This is a genomic window from Pseudoalteromonas sp. G4 (assembly GCF_028875915.1).
Classification (GTDB): domain Bacteria; phylum Pseudomonadota; class Gammaproteobacteria; order Enterobacterales; family Alteromonadaceae; genus Pseudoalteromonas.
On the sequence record NZ_JAPEHW010000001.1, the window covers coordinates 72,749 to 94,072 of the forward strand.

Consider the following 21,324-nt stretch of genomic DNA (forward strand, 5'->3'; position numbering starts at 1 on the left):
AGTTTTACTGTCATTTATCGACTTACAAGTACACAAAATGACTATTCGTTCAACACCCTTCAATAAGATGCTATTGGCTTTCTTTAAGTGCAAGCCAATTTAATTTCCAATGACTGTCTAAAGACTTAAGTGTAAGTGTATGCTTACCTTTTGGTAAGTTAACTTTATCTTTAGATTGGGTTTGCCAATCGTGGTAGCCACCCGTCTTTTTAACAGCTGCAGTCGTTAGCTTTTTATCACCTAAATACAGCTCAAAACCTTTAGTTTCGTTAGGTGTGGCAACGCGATAATGCAATGTGTAATCACCGGTTTTTGTCACATCAATTTGGTACACCATAGTTGCATCGCTTTCGATACCATTTCGGCCAGTGAGGTTATGCCCGCGAGACTCATCAGAGGTTAAAGTTACACTTGCGCCCGTAATACTTTTAGCCCATTCAGCTTCAATCTGGCCTGGAACTTTACTCCAGCCAGTTTCGGTAGCAATGGGTTCACTGTATGGCCCTTGTAGGTGATTTTTAACGGCAACCACAGTGTACTCAACACTGTGTTGTGTGTCTGAAATATGACGATAAAACGGGGTTTTGATGTTGGTTGCAACCAGTTTGAACATTGCATCTTTTACATCATTTTTATAAACACGGTAGCCAGTTACGTCGCTGTCGTCACTTTTATCCCAGCTTAAAAATACGATATCGCCTTGTTGTTTTAATGCGACGTTTTCTACTTTGTTAGGCAGTGAAGCAATTAAATTACGGCGTGCTTGCTCATTTTGTTGTGCGTGTATCAGCTCTTTTTGAAAAAGCTTTGTGGTTTTAGAAAGTTTCGGCGCTTTGCCATCTAACGCGATACGGAAACCATCAACACCACCGGCAAAATCAACAGGAATTCGGCCTCGATTTGTCAGCGGCCAATGATCCCAGTGCCAACTTGCACCACGGGTAGAGCGACTCTCACAGTTTTCAGACTCACTTGGTGCGCCTGTTGTTGAGGCATTGTTATAGTTTTCAACATAGCAATCGGCAACAAATTCTAATACGTTTGACAGCATATCGTGTAAACCAAATGGATTAGGTTTATACATGCCGACGATACTTGCTCGTGCAGCCCCATCGGAACAGTGATTGATGCCTGTGCTCCAATTAACATAGCTGGTGTTAGTTTGGGTTTGCAAAATGCTCTCGCCGTAATAGTCTGCCGTGTTTTCAAATTGGCATACTTCTGTTTTATTTGGGTCATCACCAAAATAATATTTTGTGTCAGTACCGGCACGCGCTGCATATTCCCACTCGGCCTCACTTGCAAGTCGATAAGGTTTGCCGGTTTCTATTGCAAGCCAATCCACATAGGCTTTTGCGGCATTCCAATTAATACACACCACAGGTTGGTATTCGCTGGTGTTGAGCGCATTGGTTTGCCAATTACCTTTACTGGCTGGTTTAAACCAACCATCTAATTCATGGCGGCATTCGGTGGGGGCTTCATAATTAGTGGCTGCGATAAATCGGCTAAACTCCTTAACCGTGACTTCATATTTGCCTAGGCTAAACTCAGTTAAATCGACTTGATGAACAGGTTGCGTACTTTCACGATCTAAAGAGCCCATTTCAAAACTGCCAGCAGGGATTGTTACCATAATTGGTTCAATAGGTTTTACTTTGTTTGCTGCTACAGCATTAAAACCGATAGGTGTTAAACATAATGCCAAGAACAGGTTATTTAATTTCATTTGTGTCATTCCTAAATGATTGTTTTAAACACTGAGCTAGCATTACCTGTTGTGAATTTTGGGTCTTAAAAAATAGTTATAACCTGCCAAAAATAGAAAAATTATAGAACTTAACGTAATAACGGAATCTTACTTGTTATTTAAGTTATTAATAAAATTGAAGTTTATTTATTTCTTGGGAAATGAGGCTATTTTTTAGAACGATTAAATATTACGACTAATTAGCGCTGTTTACGTTTGAATGCATTTTTAATTAAGCGTAATAATTTCAATTTATTAGCTAGTTTAAAAGCTTTGGGATATTTAAAAGATGAGCGAATAATATTTAAAAAGTGTGTTCAAATAGGGTACGTTATCCATTAATGCGTTTTATTGAATATTAGTTATGTTCCCGTTCATTTATTGATCTAGGTTAATCACTCTCATTAAATATACAGATAGACTCGTTTCGATTTGGTGATTATTGCGTCAATTATCATGATAGCGCAGCAAAAGAAAAAGCGAGAAAATGTATGGAACCGACACCGCTAAGCGATGTGTATACTGAACAAAGCGAGCCTTTAACCTTACTCAAAAAATTAAAATTACAAACCTATTTTAGTTTAGAAAACAATCCATTAATTGAGCTTGTTTCATCCAATACTCACTCAGTCGATTTTACTCACAAACGCTCCGAATACATTCGCGGAAGACTGTGGATTATGTGCATGTTTTTCGCGTTTTCAGTGCCTGCTTTCTCTTTTTTTGATTTTTTAACGCTTGATTATCAACACGCTGAAATATTGTTGGTTGCAAGATTAACGCTTTCTATTAGTTTGTTTATTATGGCCTATCGAGTAAAGCGCTCATCTTCTGTAAGCCTAATAAAACACGTTATAGCGCTTTCATTTTTTCTGCCGGCATTATTTTACTTTTCTATTATGTTTACCTTTTCTTCGCTTCAAGATGTACCGCTTATTTTTACCATGATGCCGTATTTAATTTTAGCGATGATAGGCCTTTTTCCGCTCACAATACGCGGCGGAGTAATTTTAATAAGTTTGATTTTTATGCCGTTTATGCTGGTGCAAGTGCATTTTTTTCAAGGTGATTATTGGCAGCTGTTTAATGCTGTGTGGCTATTTATACTATTTGCTGGCATTAGTTTGTGGCTGCAAATAGCTCAGCTTTCTATGTTGATGAATTTGTACCGCGAATCCACCATTGACCCGTTAACTAAGCTGATTAATCGCCGTGTCATGTTACGCCGTATTGATATGTTAAAAGCACATGCAACGCGTTTTAGTGTGGTGATGTTTGATCTTGACCGATTTAAACGCATTAATGACACATACGGCCACCTTGCAGGTGATAAAGTGCTAAAAGTGGCATCTAACATCATTAAAAAAAATTTAACGCGCAGTGATATTGTGGCGCGATACGGTGGCGAAGAGTTTGTGGCAATCTTGCCAAGTACCAGTGCGATTGAAGCTATTAAGAAAGCTGAGTTAATAGCATCGTCATTAAAGGCTTCAAAAATTACAATGAGTAATAATGAAGAAATTACTGTTACATCAAGCATTGGTGTAACGGCATACCAACAGGGTGAAGCTATCGAAGCCCTATTTAAACGGGTTGATGACTTACTTTACGATGCAAAAGAGTTGGGGCGCGATAGAGTAGTATCGGACATAAACTAAAGTTACAGATTTACTTGTTATCTAGTCAGCCATAAAGATTATCAGGTTATTTGCTGGAGCTTTTTTAAAACGGAATTAAATAAGTGTTCCAATTCGATTCGTAAAATTAATAGCGATATACTGATACGCCATAACTATTAGTAAGTGACTTATGTATTCAATCAAAGTGGGTGAATTAACGGATATTGCCGTTATTGAAACGCAAATCCCAGAGTTTACATCGCCAAAAAAGTTGGCAGATATTCAGGCGCGTATTAAAAGCCCGCAATATTTGTTATTAGTTACATATTTTAATCAAGAGCCTGTGGGTTATAAGCTAGGATATGCCTTAAGTGATAAGGTTTTTTACAGTTGGTTAGGGGCGGTTTTGCCTTCTCACCGCGGTCACGGCCTTGCGCAAAAAAAGCTAGATGCGCAAGAGCGCTGGATAATCGAACATAATTACTCATATGTTCAAGTGAAAACCATGAACCGCTTTCGTGCTATGCTCGGTATGCTTATTAAAAATAATTACCATATCATTGATATAGAAAAAGCATCATCATCGCTAGATGTTAAAATCCGTTTTGAAAAGTGTTTGATTAACGCTTAGTTTAAAAAGATTGCAAGGAAGCAAAATGGTTAATGTATTAATTGGCTTTGTGTTGTGTTTATCTGTGGTATTTGGTGTTATTTCTGCTGCGGCGTTTACACCTGCCATTGGTTTTGCGTTTATTTTTATTTTGTTTGCTGGAGTGATCGGTTATTTTGGATATTTGCAATCAAGCTTGCTGTTAATTCTGATTAATTCATTAGCTATAATTGCAAGCCCAGGCATTGTGAATGCAACTCTCTCATCACTCATTTTGCTCGCTATTTTATACATATCTGCGTTTTCTGGTGTGATGACTGGTGTACGTAAATTACAAAAGCATGTTCAAATTAGAACATGACCTCGTAGAGTACTTGAGGCACCCGTAAGCGGTCTATTTGTCTTTCTAAATCACGGATATCATGACGGATTTCGCGTTTTATATCTTCGTTCGGCTCATTTCGGTATTGTTCTTTTAAGCGATAAATTCGGTTTTCAAGTGCACTTATTTCTGTCGCAATATCATACTGGCGTTTTCCTTTGTTGTAGTTTTTTACAAACCCCTCACTTAAACAAACACCATTATAAGTTTGGCCTGCACGGCCGACACGATAACCATTTTCAGGTGTGCAGTACATTTGATTGCCTTTTTCGTAACCTGCTTGCCACCTTTGGATATTCACATTGATATTGACTTCGGCACAAGCTTGGTTGTAATCGTTGACACGATCTCGTTTTAAACCGCTTTGGCCATCACTAAAACCAAGGTTATACCAATCAGCAGTTTTGCACTTTTCTGGCGAAATTGCGGCGCATCCGTTTAGTGTTAAATAAGCGAATATCAAGGGTGTTGTTTTAAGCGCTGAAAGTATTGTCATAAATGCTATTTTTTGTGGTAACTGTTTCTAACATAGAAATCATTCGATGAATCTTAACTGAATAACAAAAAATTAATATCTGTACATATTTTGCAATACATTCTCACTTTCAAAGGGTCAACAAGAGGAGTAGCATAAACACACATTGTGTCAGGTTATAAAGACCTGAATGTTTTTAAAATTTTAATAGTGTTCAGCTCTTTATAACTTTTAAAGGGCACAATTATGATTAACACACATCCTAATATCGTCATTATTGGCGGGGGCGCAGGCGGTCTTGAACTTGCAAGTAAATTAGGACATAAATTAGGAAAATCACGACGCGCAAATATCACACTTATTGATAAAAACCGCACGCATATTTGGAAACCTTTGCTTCATGAAGTTGCAACGGGTTCACTCGACACCAGTTTAGATGGTGTTTCATACTCTGCTCATGCAGCTAAGCATGGCTTTCAGTTTATTTGGGGTGAATTTATTGGCCTCAATACCCAAGAACAAACCCTCACCCTTAAAGCGCAAAGTGATGAAAGCGGTAAAGTGCTGTTGCCAGAACGCACACTTAATTACGATAAAGTCATTTTAGCGATTGGCAGTATAAGCAATGACTTTAATACGCCGGGCGTTGCTGAACATTGTTATTTTCTCGATTCACAAAAACAAGCAGAACGCTTTCAACATGCTTTGCTGAATAGTTTTACGAGAGTACATCAAAATGCCAGTGACGATACGCGTAATAATACGCTCTCAATTGCGATTGTTGGTGGTGGAGCCACTGGGGTAGAGCTAAGCGCTGAACTTATTCATGTATCTGGTTTACTTAAGCATTATGGTTTAAGCGAATTTAAAAGTACGCAGTTAATTATTCATTTAATTGAAGCAGGCCCAACCATTTTACCTGCTTTACCAACAAGGATAAGTGATGCAGCAAGACGTGAATTACTCAATTTAGGCATACAAGTACGTGAAAACACGCGCATCAGTGAAGCAAATGAAAATGGTTTTGTGACCGTGGAAGGCGAAACGATCCTCGCAGATTTAATGCTATGGGCAGCAGGTGTAAAGGTTGCTGATTTTGTAAAAGAAATTGATGGGCTAGAGTTTAATCGTAGCAATCAAGTGTTAGTTGACCCGTATTTAAAAGCTAAAGGGGTAGAGCAGGTGTACGTTTTGGGTGATGCTAGTGCCTGTGAGCAAAATGATGGCAGTTTTGTCCCACCGCGCGCGCAGGCAGCGCATCAGATGGCCAGTAATTTAGCGTGTAATATTATTGCTGAACTGAATGGTAAAGCGCAAAAACCATTTAAATATAACGATCATGGCTCATTAGTTAACTTATCACGTTACAGTGCGGTGGGAAGCTTAATGGGTAATCTCACAAATAACACCATGTTTATTGAAGGTAAGTTAGCGCGTTTAATGTATGTGTCGTTGTACCGTATGCATCAAAATGCCATTCATGGCCTGCTTAAAACATGTGCATTATGGCTTTGTGAAAAGTTAATGCGCAGTGTTAGGCCAAAAATGAAACTACATTAAATTATTGATTATGGTAAATGCCGCTTGGCGTTTACCTTTTCTCACTTGATGATTAACAGCTCGCAATTCAACTGATAAACTCTAAAAAATGATTAAGTTTTTCAAGGTAATCAAATGAATCCAATAATTGCACTTTTAAAAGAAAATAATATTAGTGATGAACGCATCAATGAAATTTTTCAGGTGCTTACCGAAAACCCAATGGCTGCAATGCTAACGATTAGTCAGCTGGGCTTACCGCAAGAGCAATTACAGCAAGTAATGGGGCAAGTAATGCTAAACCCAGCACTTATTAAAGAAGCGGTAGATGAGTTGGGGCTCGATTTTTCAAAAGTAGAAGATGCAAAAGAAAAAATGCAAAAATAATCTTACTTATGGATAACCAAAGAAAACCTACTTTTAGTAGGTTTTTTTGTATTTATTACCAGTTTCCAGCAGACACCTTTAATGTTCATTTTTAGCGATTTTAAAAAACTCATTATGATGTTTGATATATTTTTGTGTTTCGCTGAATGACATGGCTTTGGCATAAAAGAAACCTTGGGCAAAATCACACTTAAAACGCTTTAGAAAGTCAATTTGCTCAACATTTTCAACACCCTCAGCAACAACAGTAGCACCTAAATTGTGTGCTAGTTCGATAATGGTGTTGAGTAAAATAAAATCATTTTTTCGATTGTGCTCTAACTTATGGATAAAGCTGCGATCAATTTTGATGGTATCAAAACTGAGCTCTTTTAAATAATTTAATGAGGAGTAGCCGGTACCAAAATCATCCAGTGCGATTTTAAATTGCATTGACTTTAATACTTCTAGCTGGCGACGTACGTTAGTGAAGTTATCTATTAAACAACTTTCTGTGATCTCAATCTCAATTTTGCTAGCTGGAATTTGATGTGTTTCGGTGAGTGCAAATAACGCTTTAGGGAAGTCATAATCTGCCAACTCTTTAGCTGAAATATTAATTGCTAAGGTATAATCACCGCTTGCTCTAAACCACTTCAACATACTTAAACTTTGATTGGCAAGGCAAAGGGAAAGCTGGCTTATTTGACCTGATTTTTCTGCAATAGGGATAAATTCAGCGGGTGATATAAATTGGCCATTTTGCTGCCAGCGGGCAAGAGACTCAAAGCCAATTAGTTGCCCTTTTTGCATGGATATCTTGGGTTGAAAATAGGGAGTAATCGCCTTATTTCTAATGGCATTTTGTAGTGATAATTCAATATTATTACTGCGCGCAAAAGCGTCACCAATTTCTGTTTCAAACAGGGTGTAGCGATTTCCTTCACTCTTTTTAGCTTGATACATTGCAATATCAGCTTTTGACAGCAGCTCTTCGGCATTTTTGCCATGAAAAGGGTATTGGCATAAACCTCCACTTAGACGCACCTGGTATTGCATGTCATCTATATAAACTGGCTGTGCTAATCGTTGATAGATAGTCTCAAGGACTTGTCTTATTTGGGTGATGTCTTTGCGTCGAGAAAAGATGATTAAAAACTCATCACCACCCATGCGGCCTACCATATCGCTGTCGCAAGATAAATTTGATAGCAACGACAAAACTTCTTTAATGACCTTGTCACCAAAACCGTGTCCTTTTGAATCGTTGATAACTTTAAAGTCATCAATATCAAAATAGCCTAGCCAAAATCCATACTGACAATCGGCTGTATTAACCTCATGTATATGTTTTTCAAGTGTATCCATCAGTAGCTTACGGTTTGGTAAATTGGTCAAATCATCATAGTAAGCAAGTTTTGTCAGTTGCTGCTGATACTTTACTTTTTCATCACAGTCAGCAAAAACAGCTAGGAAATGTGGCGATTTCGTATCTTGTTGTTCAAGAGACGTAATGCGAACGTGTTTTGGGTAAATATGACCTTCTTTATGTTTATCCCAAATTTCGCCTTGCCAAGTGCCTGTTTGTTCGAGAGATTGCCATAATCGTTGATAAAAACCATGATCGTGAATACCTGATTTCATAAATCCAGCAGGCTTTTGATAGGCCTCATCAAAGCTGTAGCCAGTAATTTTCTCAAATGCATGATTTACATAATAAATGCGATTATTCTCATCGGTGAGCATAATGGCATCACTAATTAAATCGAGCGCTTTATCAATAAACTGATTGGTGTAGTTATGGGCAATCGAAATATGCTCTGAGATTACAGCCAGAAATAATGATTGTTTTGCATGACTCAAACAAATAAGTTGAACTGAAATATCCTTTTGAACGCCTTTTGCATCAAGCATGCGCCAACTAAACTTGCATTCGCCTTTATGTAACGCCTTAGTGATGAAATATTGTGATTTATGCAACGATGATTTGCCGCAAGATTGGGTTTTTGGTGATAGTTGATGAGGTGCAAGTGCTGTTACTTCTACTTCAGGGCTAAGTTGAAATAAGGTTTTAGCCGCGATATTTACATCAATAAAAGCGCTTCGTTCCATGATTATCATTGGTGTGCTTGAGCGATGAATAAGCTGCTGAAAATGAGATAATTTGGTTGAATCCGTTATTTGCTCGACCACCATTTGTAGCTTCCTTTATTATTATTTATCTAAGTCACTGTAGTAATGGTATTTTTTAGGTACAAGACGATACCCTTACGGATTACTCCGTTTAAATTGTATATGTGAGTTTTATCGTCTTTTTTTTCAGTTGCAAAGTGTAAATCGTTGTAAACATCAAGGATTGCGCTTTTTGTATAAGATTTGCTGTTGAAACTTGATCTAAGTCGCAAGTTTATAAAGGTAGAGCGCTAAAATATTGTTATTTACTCACTAATTTAGTGATTGGTTTGACTACACGCTCTTACACATTTAATTCAATTGACGAATATCGCCGTAATTTGTATCTCTACGGTATTGATGCTTTGCAATTTTCATCAGGTCGATTGAAGGTGAATAATCACACCATCATGTTTAGCAACATGCTACTAACGCACCGCAAAATTAATCGTGAATTGATGCATTTCATCAATAGTATTGGCGAGCGTTTAGTTATTGTGGTGCCATGCAAAGATGAAAAGGCATTGGTCGATGGCGTAATTGTTGGAAAATCGCAATTATTTGTAAGAACCCCTTTTGAAACGGGTGTGACTAAATTTCCTGAAAATTTTTGTGCGCTTCATATTGAACTAGATCTAAATGCCTTGAAGCCATTTTTTACTGACCAACAAATTAAAACGCTGTGGCGAAACCTTGCTACAAATACAATCGAAAGTGTATTTACAAAGGACGCGGCTGATTTTAGTGAACTAGCATTAGATGTTTACCATTGTGCGGCAAAAATGGACAGTGCTTTAGCTGTCACTGAATATAAAACGCTCGAAAATATTATGTTGGTTGCGCTTCACGATATGTTAAAAGTATTTGCGTTTAAGCAAGTTAAACAAACAATAAATACCCGTAAAAATACCGTTTTTCGTGCACTTAAGTACTTAAAAGGGTTGCCAGGTAATTCAATCAGCGTAAATGGCTTAGCAGAGCGAGCCTGTTGTTCAAAGCGGACGTTGGAATATGCTTTTAAAGAAACCTTGGGTTGTTCGCCTAAGCAATATTTGAAAATAAGAAAACTACACCTTATTCGAGATGAGTTAAAAAACTCGCATAACAAAAGTGTAAAACAAGTATTAACACAATTTGATGAGAAAAACCAAGCACGTTTCGCTAGTGACTATTTGGTATTGTTTGATGAAATGCCCAAAATCCTTTAAATAACCTAACCAATTAACTTTGGATATTCTTTTATTTATAAGCCCCAAAGTGTTCTATCAACTTATAGCAACTATAATCAATTCATATTATTTGGAATATATGACTATGGTTCAGTTTGTTGGTGAATCATTTTAATTTCAGCAAATATTCGAATTTATTTACATCACACTAATAAAGAACCACACTTGAAGAAAAGTAAACTTTAACCTGAATCAAAACGTTTATTTAATAGGTAGATATGCTTGCTAATATATTAAGAAATATTGTTGATTATTATGAACAAGATCCCTTATTCAATATTTGCTGACCAAGATTTATTTGTTGCTCGAGCTGATGGAAGTATTTCATTTGATGATTTATATCAACATGTACTTATTCTGATGGGTGATAAAGAATTTAAATCGGGTATTAACGCTCTATATGATTTTTCAAAACTTACTGATTTCACTGGCGATCTGGCAAAGCTTGAGGCGTTAGCTGCTGGTATGTCTAGTGAGGATGTAATTGTAGAAAAGGCAAAAACAGCGATTCTATTACCTAATAAATTTGAACTTAATATTCATGGCGTTATGGAACAATATATGGCTATGACAGCAAGTTCACAAATTGATTATCGTATTTTCATGCTAGCTGAATTTGAACAAGCTGCAGATTTTTTAGGTTATGACTCACTGTTTTTAGAGGGGTTACTTAACTTCGCTTTTAAATAGTAAACAGCAATTTATCCGGATACCTCACTTGGATACTTTGCCATTTCTTTTGGAAAGCAGGCTTTAACGTTGGCAAGATCAGTTGCTAAGTCACCGCTTAATGTGATGGCATCCATTACGATAAATTCTTTCGTTCTAAAATCCAGAGCCATCGGCACAACAGGTACATTTGCTGCATAGGCAATATGCAAAAAACCTGTTTTCCATTCATCGGTTCTTTTTCGTGTACCTTCTGGGGCAATACCCAAAATTAACTTTTGCTCTTGGCGAAAAACGTCGGCAACTTGTGAAACTAGACCGTGTTTAGAGGACCGTTCTACAGCAATTCCACCCCAATTACGCAGCAGCACACCTAATGGCCAAAAGAAAATAGTGTGTTTACCAAGAAATTTAATTTCAATGCCTAATGCTAATTTAACTGCTATGGCAATCACAAAATCCCAATTAGAGGTGTGTGGTGCAACAGCGGCTACAAATTTGGGGTGATTTGGGAATGAACCTGATACACGCCAACCGAAAAGTGATAAAAAACGACAGCCAATAAAACGGCCAATTTTACTATTTGTGCGCGGGATCTCGGCAGGGATTTCTGTCTGCATTTCTATTTATTATTTGTACTTCAGCTTGTAACGATTTCATATTTAGAGTTTAAAGTCTAGTTATAGCCAAAACTAAGCCATAGCTAAAGGTTATGGGCGTCAAATATTCAATTACTGTTGCTAGAGAAAATTACGTGTTAGCGTGTTCATCTATATTCACAAATTAAATAAGAAAATGCTTAGAATATTACTCCTAATTTGTCTGTTTGTGCCATTCCTTACTATGGCAAAAAATCAAATTACGCTCTATGGAAAAGTGTTTAATGAGCATGCATCACCAATACATAACGCAAAAATAGTTGTTGGAGAAATCACAACATTTTCATCTAAATTAGGTGAGTTTAAAATCAAAGTGCCAAAACAAGCTATTTACTCTCTTGATATTAGCGCAAAAGAATTCTACGAAATGCGTTTTAGTTATTCTTTATTTGAATTAAACGCATCAAATACTAAATCGGTTAAATTGGACGATTTCTTCTTGGTCGAAAAGAAAGCTGGTCGTGTTTTAATGGCGTTTGGCGGTGATGTAATGATGGGGCGACGATACGCAAAACCCTACTTCAATAACCCAACGCTTATCAAAGAACAAACGGTCGAAGAAGATACCAAAGAGATTGTGCAGTATATGGCTCCATACCTGAAAAAAGCCGACTTTGCTGCAGTTAATTTAGAAACCCAAATTGCTGACAAAACACCAGTTCAAAGAGCACCTAAATCAGTTACTTTTTATTCACCACCAGAAACAGTAAATGCTTTAAAAATAGCGGGGGTTGACTATGTAACACTTGGAAATAATCACACATACGATTATTTGGATTCTGGGCTCAAATCTACTATTGAAGCGTTAAAAAAATACAACTTGCCATATTCTGGAGCTGGGCAAAATGATCAAGAAGCTCTAAAAGCGCATCGTACTTTAATAAATGGAAATGCTTTTGGCATGCTTGGTTTTGTTGGATGGGAAGGTAGTGCTAATCCAAGTCAAACAGCTGATTCTCACAAAGGGGGAGCAGCGTATGGTTCGTTAAAAAATATTGTTGCTTCGGTTAAGCGTGAAGTAGCAGATAATAGAATAACCGTCGCTCAATATCATGGCAGTTTAGAGTATGAAGATGAACCGACAATGATGACTGAAACGCGTTTAAAAGCGGCTATTGACGCGGGTGCAGACTTAGCGATTGCCCATCACCCGCACGTTACACAAGGCTTTGAAGTATATAATGGTAAATTAATCGCCTATTCAATGGGTAACTTTATTTTTGATCAGTTTTTTTATGCGACGAATCATTCATTTTTGCTATATGTGTGGATGGATGGCGAAGAGTTTTATCGGGCGGAGGTTGTGCCTGTATATTTACAAGGCTATGTTCCAACACCTGCAACAGGTGAGCACCGAAGTCGAATATTGGCTCGATTAAATGACTTAACTAGCAAGCGTAATACTCATTTTTCACGAAATGCTGGGCATGGCGTTATTCTACCAAATAAGGTACAAGCAGATTTTGATCATATATCACTTTTTTCCAATGGTAAATACATTACTCCTTTGCCAAAGAATGCTTTCGAGGGACAAATTAGAAAGTTAACAAGTTCATCATCAAACAGATATCGATTAGGTGTTAATCTAATAAATAACAGTGATTTTGAGACTCACACAGCATTTTACTCGCACGATCGAGGATTTAACTTAGATCAAAGTGATTTTTATATCACTAATGAAAATGCCTTTAGTGGAGAATTTTCGCTAAAAAGAGATAGCAAAGATGCTAATTCCACTTTAGCAATGACTAATTTTACCCGAGTATACAGAGCCGGTAATCCGGCGAGTGTAAGCGCTATGATTAAAGGAAAAGGGAAGGTAAATATTTATTGGCAGGGGCGAAAAACTCGAGACAAAATGTTTGACGCGTTAAAAAATGGTAATAAACATTTAATCGAAAGTGTAGTCCTCACTGGAAACTGGCAAGAAATTGTCAGTGAGTTTAATACACCTCGTGTAGGGTATCGCAGTATTCGCATATTATTAGAGTTTGAATCAACAGACGAAATTTACATTGATGACTTGGCACTAATAGAGTGGCGCACACCATGGCTAAATTGGCTTCAACAAGCCAATTTCCACAATGGCGCGGGACAATCGACTTTTATAGGGTTTGAAACTCCACTTATTAGTAATGTTGAGTTGATGTTAGAGTAGCAATAAAAAAGAGGCTTAAGCCTCTTTTTTATTTATTAAAATGTATAACTGTATTGCATGGCGGCAAGGCTCGCATCACCATGAGATTCAAAGCCCCATGTTTGGCCGAAATCATCTTGTTCTTCAAAAGTAACTGATTCGCCATCAATAAAACTTACTGCAAAATCAATTTTATGCTGTTTGGTTGGTGAATAGCTTAGGCCTGCGCTATACCAAATTCGGTCGCTATCTGGGATCGAAATTGACTTATGCGCTGTATTTGTAGGTGTTGCATCATTTGCTATACCTGCACGGACTAAGAATGTAGGGGATAATTGGTAAGTTGCACCTATTGCAACACGGTAAGCATCACTAAAATCTTCCGTTTTACTAAATACTGCTTCTTCTTTACCCTCTACATAGGCAGCAAGTTCTTTAAAATCGCTCCAATCGGTCCATTGCACGCTGTAATGAATTGCAAATGTATTGGTTACAGCGTGGTACCCTGAAAATTCAGCAATATCAGGTAATGCTATGGCAAGTTCGCCAGGGACAATCGTACCTGCTAATCCACCTAATGCTGCTGGTAATTGATTAGAATAATCGCCTTTTAGATCTAAATCGACTTGCGAGCGATAACTTAGACCAAAGCGGTTTTCCGTGTTTACCTCGTAAAGAGCACCTACGTTCCAACCAAAAGAAACATCATCGCCACTCAAATTTGCTGCTTCAACGTTATTTGGTAAACCAAGTGGCGTTTGCCCTATATGGCGAATTAAATGCGCATCGGCATATACTAGGTTAAACCCAGCTCCTAGACTTAATGCATCAGTAAGTTTATATGCTGCGCTTATATTAAAGTTCACTGTGGTGAGTGCAGTTTCTCCTGCCAGTTGGCCTGCTGGGTAATTTTCATCAAACTCGGTGCTGAGCCCATAGTTTGAAAAGGCACCGCCTCCTAGCGTCATCTGTTCATTGATTGGCAAAACAAAGTAACCTGCAGGCACAATAGCAGAAGGTGCGATACTATTATCATTTAAAAGAGATGCATTAGTGCCATTTGGTGCACTTTCGCCTGTCACAGAAACATCAGGCGAAATATAAGATACAACGCCGCTTACTTGAGCTCGTTCGATTTTTGTCATACCTGCTGGGTTACGTGCCACAATACTTGCATCATCAGCAATGGCTGCGTCACCTGCAAAGGCACGGCCAAGGCCAGAAGCACTATGTTCATTGAGTTGGAAGGCTCCGGCATATGCGTTGCTACAAATTACCGAGATAGAAATTGCAATAAGTGTTTTTTTATTAAGCACGGATAAAACTCTAATTGTGAAATTCACGCCAGTTTAGAGTAAAGCTTTGCCTATACCTGTAGTTATTAGTGATTGATGTAACTGATGAGTTACATATGTTGAAAATAAAAAAGGGAAGATAACTTCCCTTTTTATTGATTATTCGATGATGTCTTGTGTGGGTAAATCAGTTTCATTTTTTTGAAACAGCAACATGTCTCTAATATTTTTCTGAACTGTGATGGCAGAAAATAGTGAGAGTGTGTAAGCCATGGCAAAGAAGCCTTTCTCACTCAATAACATGTCGGCGTTATATAAGCCAATTGTTAATAGCGCAATGGCAATGCCTAGCGATAGCCAACAAATAACCGAATACGGTTTAGAAATTGGTAAAGCTTCTTGTTTGTCTCGCACTACTTTTTGTAACGACACTGCAGCAAACAAGCTATACAGTAAAATGATTAAATAATAGCCTTTTTCGTTAAGCAGCATATTGGCATTGAAAAGCCCAATTAAATAAGCGCCCATACCAATGATTAAACTTGCAAGGGCACTTAGTTTAAATGCGTTTGTTGGTTTCATGTTATCCATAATAGTAATCCTTGTTTTTCTCTTGAGTGCCAACAAGTATTGCTAAATTACCAAATATGTAAACTTGATTGTTAAAAGTGGCCTATTTTTATCTCTTTAGTATTAATATTTGCTTCTTTCCTGATTTTGAGTACGTCGAAACTGTTCAAATAATGATGGCTCCCACGGGCGCATCGCAAACAATATTCCCATGTGTTTTCTTTTTTCAAGGGCTAAGCTTGCATCTTCAATGTTTAACTGTGCCGCTTCTTTTGTCAGCTGTTCTAATTTCTTTTTAATGTAATCAATAGATGTTTGTGAGTATCGACCGCGCAGATAAAAGCGTGATGCATCTTCATTATCAAATTTGTTTGCCATAAACTTGGTCATTACTTCGTTTTCCATAAAGCGCTCTAAAGGCCCGTTTTTTTGCCAGCGAAAGTCTTGTGCAATTAGCGATTTATAATGATTGTTTGGTAATAACTGAATGATCTTAAGTTTGTCTAACTTTGCCATTAAGCGGATTGCTTCAAGTTCGTCAATTTCATATTGCTCAATTATTTCATCAAATTGCCAACCATCACGAATACACACCGCGACAAGCAATAATTTAGGATCATCAACTAACTGTTGTTCTTGCTCTAAATTTAACTGTGATAGTTGAGATTGTTGCTTTTCGGTAAGAGAAAAGAGGTCAGTTAAACCAATATTAACCAGCTGACAAATTTGTTCTAGTCGAGCCAGCGAGAAATTATGACTAGCAAACACACGCTTTACATTCGCTTCACTTAAATTAAGGTGCTTTGCTACATCACGGTAGGTCAGCTTATGCTGCTTTAATAATTGTTTAAGTGTGAGCGTAACACTCTTAATTTGGCTCATATTAATCCTTGGTATTATTTTGTAATACTTTAAGTCTTTAAAATTCATACTTCAATAGTTTTGGTTTACATAGATAATTCTTTCTCATAATTTGAAATCAGTTAAACGGAACCCGAAAGGATAAAACATGAAGTTTATTAAACCATTAGTTATTAGTTCAGTGTTATTTACAACTATGTCATACCAAGCAAATGCAGCATCAGATAATTACAGTGCGGCGAGTAAGCATTCTGCGCTTGCAACTACCCACAGTGCAAAAGGCACAGCGCAGGTAGCAAGTGGCGTTGTTGCTGTGCCCTTGATTGCTGCAGGGAGTGTTGGCTTGGTGAGTTTGGCCGCTGGCGACAAGGTAATTCGAAGTGCAAAAGCTCTTGGCAAAACGGCAGATGAACCACTGGAAATTACTGAAGTTACCATTACGGTTGATCGCTCTCCAGCAGAGGCGATGAAAAAGAAATGTAAAGATTAAAAGGACGTTAATATATGAAATGGACGCATATACTTATCAGTTGCTTATTTATATCTAAGGCTGCCTTTGCTGGCAGCCAGCAACATAACAAACAGACGTTTCCAGCTGAAGATGTAAGTGCTTTTGCAAAACAAGTTGAGCATTATGCAGCAGGTAAAGGGGCTCGTGCTTTTATTATTGCAAGAATAGGCCAAGATAAAAAAACGTTACCAAAAGGAGTTAATTTTACCCATTCAGCGTTAGCCATTTATTCTGAAATAGCGCTTGATAATGGCGAAACAGCAAAAGGGTATGCGATTTATAATCTTTATCAAAATGAAAAAAATAAAAACAAAAGCAGCTTAGTTACTGACTACCCTGTGGATTTTTTCTGGGGTGTGCCAGAACTTACTGCAGGCATCATAATTCCAAATAGTGATTTGCAAACGCGTTTAATAGAAGCTGTTATCAATGGGGATAATGTAAAATTACATAATGAAAATTACTCTTTGATATCAAACCCTTATACAACGAAATACCAAAATTGTAATGAGCATTTATTAGATGTGATCAATTCAGCGATTTATCAAACTACTGATAAGCAGCTATTAAAAGCCAGTACTAAAGCCTATTTTAAGCCACAGCAGATTAAAATAAGCCGAGCCAAATTAGCAATGGGTGATTTATTTATGGCAGGTATTTCGACTGATGATCATGGCAGTAAAGTGTATACCACGACATTTAGCAGTATTGCCCGTTATTTATCATTTTATGACCTGGCGAGTGACGCGATAACAATTAGTTATAATCAACAAGCACAGAAAATGTAAACAAAGATTTTAACTCTGTATACCTATAGGGCTTTAAAATATTGAGAACTGAATTTTGTAATCGGGGTTTACAGTAAAGTTAAAATTCAGATTCTGATTAGAAGAAGAGACTTTTCAATTGATGTGATTTGTTCATCACATCAATTGAGATTTGAATAAAATTATTTTTTGCTTACAGCATTAAGTTGTTTATAAATATAGAAGACCAAAGCTGCGTTAGGAATGCCGAAAGCCACAATTAGTTTAACTAAAAAGGCTAGTTGTGGCACTTGAGCATACATAAAACCAATTACAAAAAATGAAATTGCTACTGTAAAAATAGTGAGAATCACTGAAAGTCGTAAATTAAACAGTTCATCTTGGGCTTTCAGTATTTGCATTACATTAGACATTGTTATCCTTAACATTATTTAGGTTAGATTATCCATAAAAAACCATATTAATTACTATCAAATAAAATATCAATAATTTAACGCCAAAATTAAATCTGCTAAACCGTTTAGAGCTGCACTATTCATTATTTATTTCGTGCTTTTTCATTAGCTTATAAAAATCTGAACGATTGCGTTGTGCAAGTTTTGCAGCTTCTGACACATTTCCGCCTGACAGTGCTAACACCTTTCGAATGTAGTCATACTCGAACTGACGTTTGGCCTCGTTTAAGCCAACAAACGCATTATGTGTTTCATTTGAGTCGGGCAGGGCTTTTGCAACTACGTCTTCGGTTATGATTTTGCCAGCGCTAATGGCAATACAATGCTCCACAATATTATGGAGCTGACGTACATTGCCGGGCCAATCATAACTTAATAAGCGTGTAATACTTTGCGGATTAAATTGTTTATCATCATTGGTGAGTTTGTTTAAAAAACGCGTTGCTAACAATGGAATATCATCAAGGCGCTCTTTTAAACTTGGTAGGGTGATAGACACCACATTAAGGCGATAATATAAATCTTCACGAAATTGGTTATCTTTAACCGCTTGTACAATGTTTTTATGACTTGCTGAAACAACGCGAATATCAACGTCTTGCTCAAGTTGGCTGCCGACTGGGCGAACTTTCTTTTCTTGTAATACGCGAAGTAATTTTACCTGTAAATCGAGCGGCATATCACCAATTTCATCTAAAAACAGGGTGCCGCCATTAGCTGCTTGGACAAGGCCTTGTTTATCACTGACTGCACCTGTAAACGCCCCTTTTGTATGACCAAAAAGTTCAGATTCTAGTAAATGCCCTGGCATAGCACCACAGTTTATTGCGATAAAAGGACCATTCGCTTGCTCACTGGCTAGGTGAATGGCTTTTGCTGCAACTTCTTTACCACTGCCACTTTGCCCTTGAATAAGAATGTTCACTTTACTGTTGGCAAGCGCTTTAATTTGTTGCACCAATTGATGCATTTTCTCGCTTTGATATAACAAGCCATGGAAATTATTAGGCTCAACCCCCACTTGCTGTGTTACTTTACCTTCAAGCGTTTTTTCAATCACGTCCAACATTTGTTGGCTGTCGATTGGCTTGGTTAAAAAGCTAACAAAGCCTTGGTGCATTGCATCGACTGCATCTGGTATCGAGCCATGAGCAGTCATCATAATGACAGGTAAGCCAGTATAAAATTTCTTAATTTCTTGATTAAGTGCAAATCCATCCATATTGGCCATTTTAAAATCAGTTATCACTAAATCTATGGCTGTTTGCTTTAATATCGCAAGCGCTTGGTTGCCATTTTCTGCAACAGTAACCTGATAACCATGGCTCTCTAAACGGATTGCTAACAGCTCTGCAAGTGCAGTGTCATCATCAACAAGTAACAAGCTGGCGGATAAAGCATGATTGTGCATAATATTCCTTTAAAGAGAGCTTTCTAGGCGCTGTTTTTCAATATCAACTAATTTTTGTTTTAATTCAATTAGTTGTTTTTGCAATTCTAAAAGTTGTTGTTCGTGTTTTTGTGCTTTTGAATCAGAATAAAAATTGGTGATTTTTTGTTTGCGTAAATTCTCGGTATGCCATGTTAAAGATGCAAACCAAATTTGATAGTCGCTAGGCCAAATCGCTTGATTTTCAATATCACTAATAAGTTTCAGCTGTTTATTAGTTGAGTCAGTTTCACAATAGTCACGAATAAACTGCGCAATTTCTGCATTTTCGATAACAGCTGAAGGTTGGTTATTTTCGCACACACTTAAGAATGCTTGCATCACTTGTGTGATAGGCTGATGCGTAAGTTGCTTTGTCTCAATTGGCTTCTCTACGGGCTCTTCGGTTAGTGAGCAGGCTGAGATAAGCGCGATAAAACTAATTAATAATGTATTTTTAATGATCATAATTGTCGCGGAAAAGTGATTAATATACTTGCGCCAGCTGTGTTTTCTAGCCATTTAACATCGCCTTTTAACTGCTTAACGCACTCAGAAACAATCGCTAAACCAAGGCCTGAACCCTGATTGTTTTGACTGTGTTCGCTTTGATAAAACGGTTGAAATAATAAATGTGCTTCATCATGTTGTATGCCAGCACCATCGTCTGTCACGTTAAGCTCAATGGTATTGTTATTTTGCTTAATGTAAACATTAACGGTACTGCTTGCATGTATTAATGCATTACTTACTAACTGAGTAAGGATTAATTTGCAGGGCAAATAGGGCACCTTGCAATTAGCAGTGATATGCCAATATAAACTAACATTACTTCTTTCTATGGTATCACTTAAATGACGATTAATTTCTTCTTCAAGAGTAGATAACTGAGTTAGTTGCTGTAAGCCATCAGGGTGGCTCGCTGCACTGTAGTTTAAAAGATCATCAATCATGCGTGCCAATTTCTCTACTGACTGCTGCACAATAGTTAAAATACGGCTTTGCTTTTCGGTTACATCACCAAGTAACCTGCTATTTAATAAGCTACTGCCTTCATTTATGGAGGCAAGTGGGGTTTTTAGTTCGTGGGTCACATGCCGCAAAAATGTTTCTTTTTGTTGTTGCACGCGTTTAAGTTCTAACCTTAACCAATCAAGCCTTCTACCTAACTGTTTTAGTTCGTGGCTACCAGATAGTTGCACCGGTGTATCAAGTTGGCCTCGGCCTACCTCAGAAACCACTGTCTCAACCTGATCTAATTGACGGCATATTCTAAAAATTAAAAACGAACTAATAATCACAAGCACTGGTAGTAAAATAATTAAGCCAATTAAAAACTCAGTTTGTAAGTCTTTAAACTGTGCGTTCTTTTTTGCTAATCGGTTATCAAGGGTTCGGTCAAATAGATCATCAAATTGTTTTAATTGAGCCACTAGATTTGCAAATTCGTCGACGCTTTCGACATCAATTTTTATGGTTTGTTGCCATTTTGCAACAAAATCACTGCTCTGCAGTTTTATTTTTAAAATTTCGATGCGTTTTTGTGTGTTCTGCCATTTCTGATCGATCGATTCTTGTAACTGATCGCTTTCTAACAATTGATTGTTTTTGAGTGCTTTTTCAATCCCACTTACATCGCTTTTTATATAATTATAATCAAGTATAAGTTGTTGATTCTCATCATATATTAAAAGGGTTTCTTGTTGGTGGTAAGAGATGCTTTGCGCATACCAAAGGGTTAAAAAAACAATCGGTAATACCCCCACCAGCATGGCTACTAGCGCTTGTTTTTGTAAAGACTGAGAAAAAAATTGTTTCACTAAAAAAAC

General features: G+C 37.4%; 21 protein-coding genes. 10 read left to right on the forward strand and 11 right to left on the reverse strand.

Translation table 11 applies throughout. From position 1 onward, the window contains the following. Positions 1-70: 70 nt before the first annotated feature. The gene (locus ON073_RS00305; protein ID WP_274759863.1) at positions 71-1,729 is read right to left on the reverse strand and encodes an SUMF1/EgtB/PvdO family nonheme iron enzyme; all 1,659 of its coding nucleotides are present in this window, start codon (positions 1,727-1,729) and stop codon (positions 71-73) included. 512 nt (positions 1,730-2,241) lie between these two features. Between ON073_RS00305 and ON073_RS00310 the strand changes: the two genes are divergently transcribed. The 3 genes from ON073_RS00310 (at position 2,242) to ON073_RS00320 (ending at position 4,340) form a co-directional block, all read left to right on the forward strand. Next, on the forward strand, positions 2,242-3,408 hold the full coding sequence (locus ON073_RS00310) for a GGDEF domain-containing protein (protein WP_274759864.1): 1,167 nt from the start codon (positions 2,242-2,244) through the stop codon (positions 3,406-3,408). Positions 3,409-3,559: 151 nt separating this feature from the next. Continuing rightward, on the forward strand, positions 3,560-4,000 hold the full coding sequence (locus tag ON073_RS00315) for a GNAT family N-acetyltransferase (RefSeq protein ID WP_274759865.1): 441 nt from the start codon (positions 3,560-3,562) through the stop codon (positions 3,998-4,000). Between the two features lie 25 nt (positions 4,001-4,025). After that, positions 4,026-4,340: a DUF6419 family natural product biosynthesis protein gene (locus ON073_RS00320; RefSeq protein ID WP_274759866.1), complete on the forward strand. Its 315-nt coding sequence runs from the start codon at positions 4,026-4,028 to the stop codon at positions 4,338-4,340. Here ON073_RS00320 and ON073_RS00325 read toward each other — a convergent pair. Then, on the reverse strand, positions 4,330-4,857 hold the full coding sequence (locus ON073_RS00325) for a DUF2799 domain-containing protein (RefSeq protein WP_274759867.1): 528 nt from the start codon (positions 4,855-4,857) through the stop codon (positions 4,330-4,332). The genes ON073_RS00320 and ON073_RS00325 overlap by 11 nt on opposite strands. Before the next feature lie 225 nt (positions 4,858-5,082). Here ON073_RS00325 and ON073_RS00330 point away from each other — a divergent pair, with 225 nt between their 5' ends. Together ON073_RS00330 and ON073_RS00335 are read left to right on the forward strand one after the other, a co-directional pair. Next, a complete protein-coding gene (locus ON073_RS00330) occupies positions 5,083-6,396 on the forward strand; it encodes an NAD(P)/FAD-dependent oxidoreductase (RefSeq protein WP_274759868.1) in 1,314 nt (437 codons plus the stop codon). Between the two features lie 114 nt (positions 6,397-6,510). Continuing rightward, the gene (locus ON073_RS00335; protein WP_274759869.1) at positions 6,511-6,762 is read left to right on the forward strand and encodes a DUF2999 family protein; all 252 of its coding nucleotides are present in this window, start codon (positions 6,511-6,513) and stop codon (positions 6,760-6,762) included. Between the two features lie 78 nt (positions 6,763-6,840). On the opposite strand, the gene ON073_RS00340 is transcribed toward ON073_RS00335, so the two are convergent. Next, complete coding sequence (locus tag ON073_RS00340) at positions 6,841-8,937, reverse strand: EAL domain-containing protein (RefSeq protein ID WP_274759870.1); 2,097 nt, start codon at positions 8,935-8,937, stop codon at positions 6,841-6,843. A 266-nt stretch (positions 8,938-9,203) separates the two neighbouring features. Here ON073_RS00340 and ON073_RS00345 point away from each other — a divergent pair, with 266 nt between their 5' ends. Together ON073_RS00345 and ON073_RS00350 are read left to right on the forward strand one after the other, a co-directional pair. After that, entirely contained in the window at positions 9,204-10,121 is a 918-nt protein-coding gene (locus ON073_RS00345) for a helix-turn-helix domain-containing protein (RefSeq protein WP_274759871.1), read from the forward strand. 276 nt (positions 10,122-10,397) lie between these two features. After that, a complete protein-coding gene (locus ON073_RS00350; protein WP_274759872.1) occupies positions 10,398-10,832 on the forward strand; it encodes a hypothetical protein in 435 nt (144 codons plus the stop codon). Positions 10,833-10,843: 11 nt separating this feature from the next. Here ON073_RS00350 and ON073_RS00355 read toward each other — a convergent pair whose 3' ends face one another. Further along, a complete protein-coding gene (locus ON073_RS00355) occupies positions 10,844-11,431 on the reverse strand; it encodes a 1-acyl-sn-glycerol-3-phosphate acyltransferase (RefSeq protein ID WP_274759873.1) in 588 nt (195 codons plus the stop codon). Positions 11,432-11,654: 223 nt separating this feature from the next. Between ON073_RS00355 and ON073_RS00360 the strand changes: the two genes are divergently transcribed. Then, the gene (locus tag ON073_RS00360; RefSeq protein WP_274759874.1) at positions 11,655-13,628 is read left to right on the forward strand and encodes a CapA family protein; all 1,974 of its coding nucleotides are present in this window, start codon (positions 11,655-11,657) and stop codon (positions 13,626-13,628) included. 35 nt (positions 13,629-13,663) lie between these two features. On the opposite strand, the gene ON073_RS00365 is transcribed toward ON073_RS00360, so the two are convergent. The 3 genes from ON073_RS00365 to ON073_RS00375 form a co-directional block, all read right to left on the reverse strand. Continuing rightward, the gene (locus ON073_RS00365) at positions 13,664-14,923 is read right to left on the reverse strand and encodes an outer membrane protein transport protein (protein ID WP_274759875.1); all 1,260 of its coding nucleotides are present in this window, start codon (positions 14,921-14,923) and stop codon (positions 13,664-13,666) included. A gap of 138 nt (positions 14,924-15,061) precedes the next feature. Continuing rightward, positions 15,062-15,493, reverse strand: coding sequence for an inner membrane protein YiaA (gene yiaA / locus ON073_RS00370; RefSeq protein ID WP_274759876.1), 432 nt, complete (start codon positions 15,491-15,493; stop codon positions 15,062-15,064). Between the two features lie 102 nt (positions 15,494-15,595). Then, positions 15,596-16,354, reverse strand: coding sequence for a helix-turn-helix domain-containing protein (locus ON073_RS00375; protein WP_274759877.1), 759 nt, complete (start codon positions 16,352-16,354; stop codon positions 15,596-15,598). A 127-nt stretch (positions 16,355-16,481) separates the two neighbouring features. Here ON073_RS00375 and ON073_RS00380 point away from each other — a divergent pair, with 127 nt between their 5' ends. Both ON073_RS00380 and ON073_RS00385 read left to right on the forward strand, forming a co-directional pair. Then, positions 16,482-16,823 carry a hypothetical protein gene (locus tag ON073_RS00380; protein ID WP_274759878.1) on the forward strand — a complete coding sequence of 114 codons (342 nt, stop codon included), beginning with the start codon at positions 16,482-16,484 and terminating at the stop codon, positions 16,821-16,823. 14 nt (positions 16,824-16,837) lie between these two features. After that, on the forward strand, positions 16,838-17,632 hold the full coding sequence (locus ON073_RS00385) for a DUF2145 domain-containing protein (protein ID WP_274759879.1): 795 nt from the start codon (positions 16,838-16,840) through the stop codon (positions 17,630-17,632). Positions 17,633-17,793: 161 nt separating this feature from the next. On the opposite strand, the gene ON073_RS00390 is transcribed toward ON073_RS00385, so the two are convergent. The 4 genes from ON073_RS00390 to ON073_RS00405 form a co-directional block, all read right to left on the reverse strand. After that, positions 17,794-18,024 (reverse strand): hypothetical protein, encoded by a 231-nt coding sequence (locus ON073_RS00390; RefSeq protein ID WP_274759880.1) that lies wholly within the window; start codon positions 18,022-18,024, stop codon positions 17,794-17,796. A gap of 118 nt (positions 18,025-18,142) precedes the next feature. Then, on the reverse strand, positions 18,143-19,477 hold the full coding sequence (locus ON073_RS00395) for a sigma-54-dependent transcriptional regulator (RefSeq protein ID WP_274759881.1): 1,335 nt from the start codon (positions 19,475-19,477) through the stop codon (positions 18,143-18,145). 9 nt (positions 19,478-19,486) lie between these two features. Continuing rightward, positions 19,487-20,017, reverse strand: coding sequence for a hypothetical protein (locus ON073_RS00400; RefSeq protein WP_274759882.1), 531 nt, complete (start codon positions 20,015-20,017; stop codon positions 19,487-19,489). Next, entirely contained in the window at positions 19,960-21,315 is a 1,356-nt protein-coding gene (locus ON073_RS00405) for a sensor histidine kinase (protein ID WP_274759883.1), read from the reverse strand. The genes ON073_RS00400 and ON073_RS00405 overlap by 58 nt, the downstream gene beginning before the upstream one ends. Between the last annotated feature and the right edge of the window lie 9 nt (positions 21,316-21,324).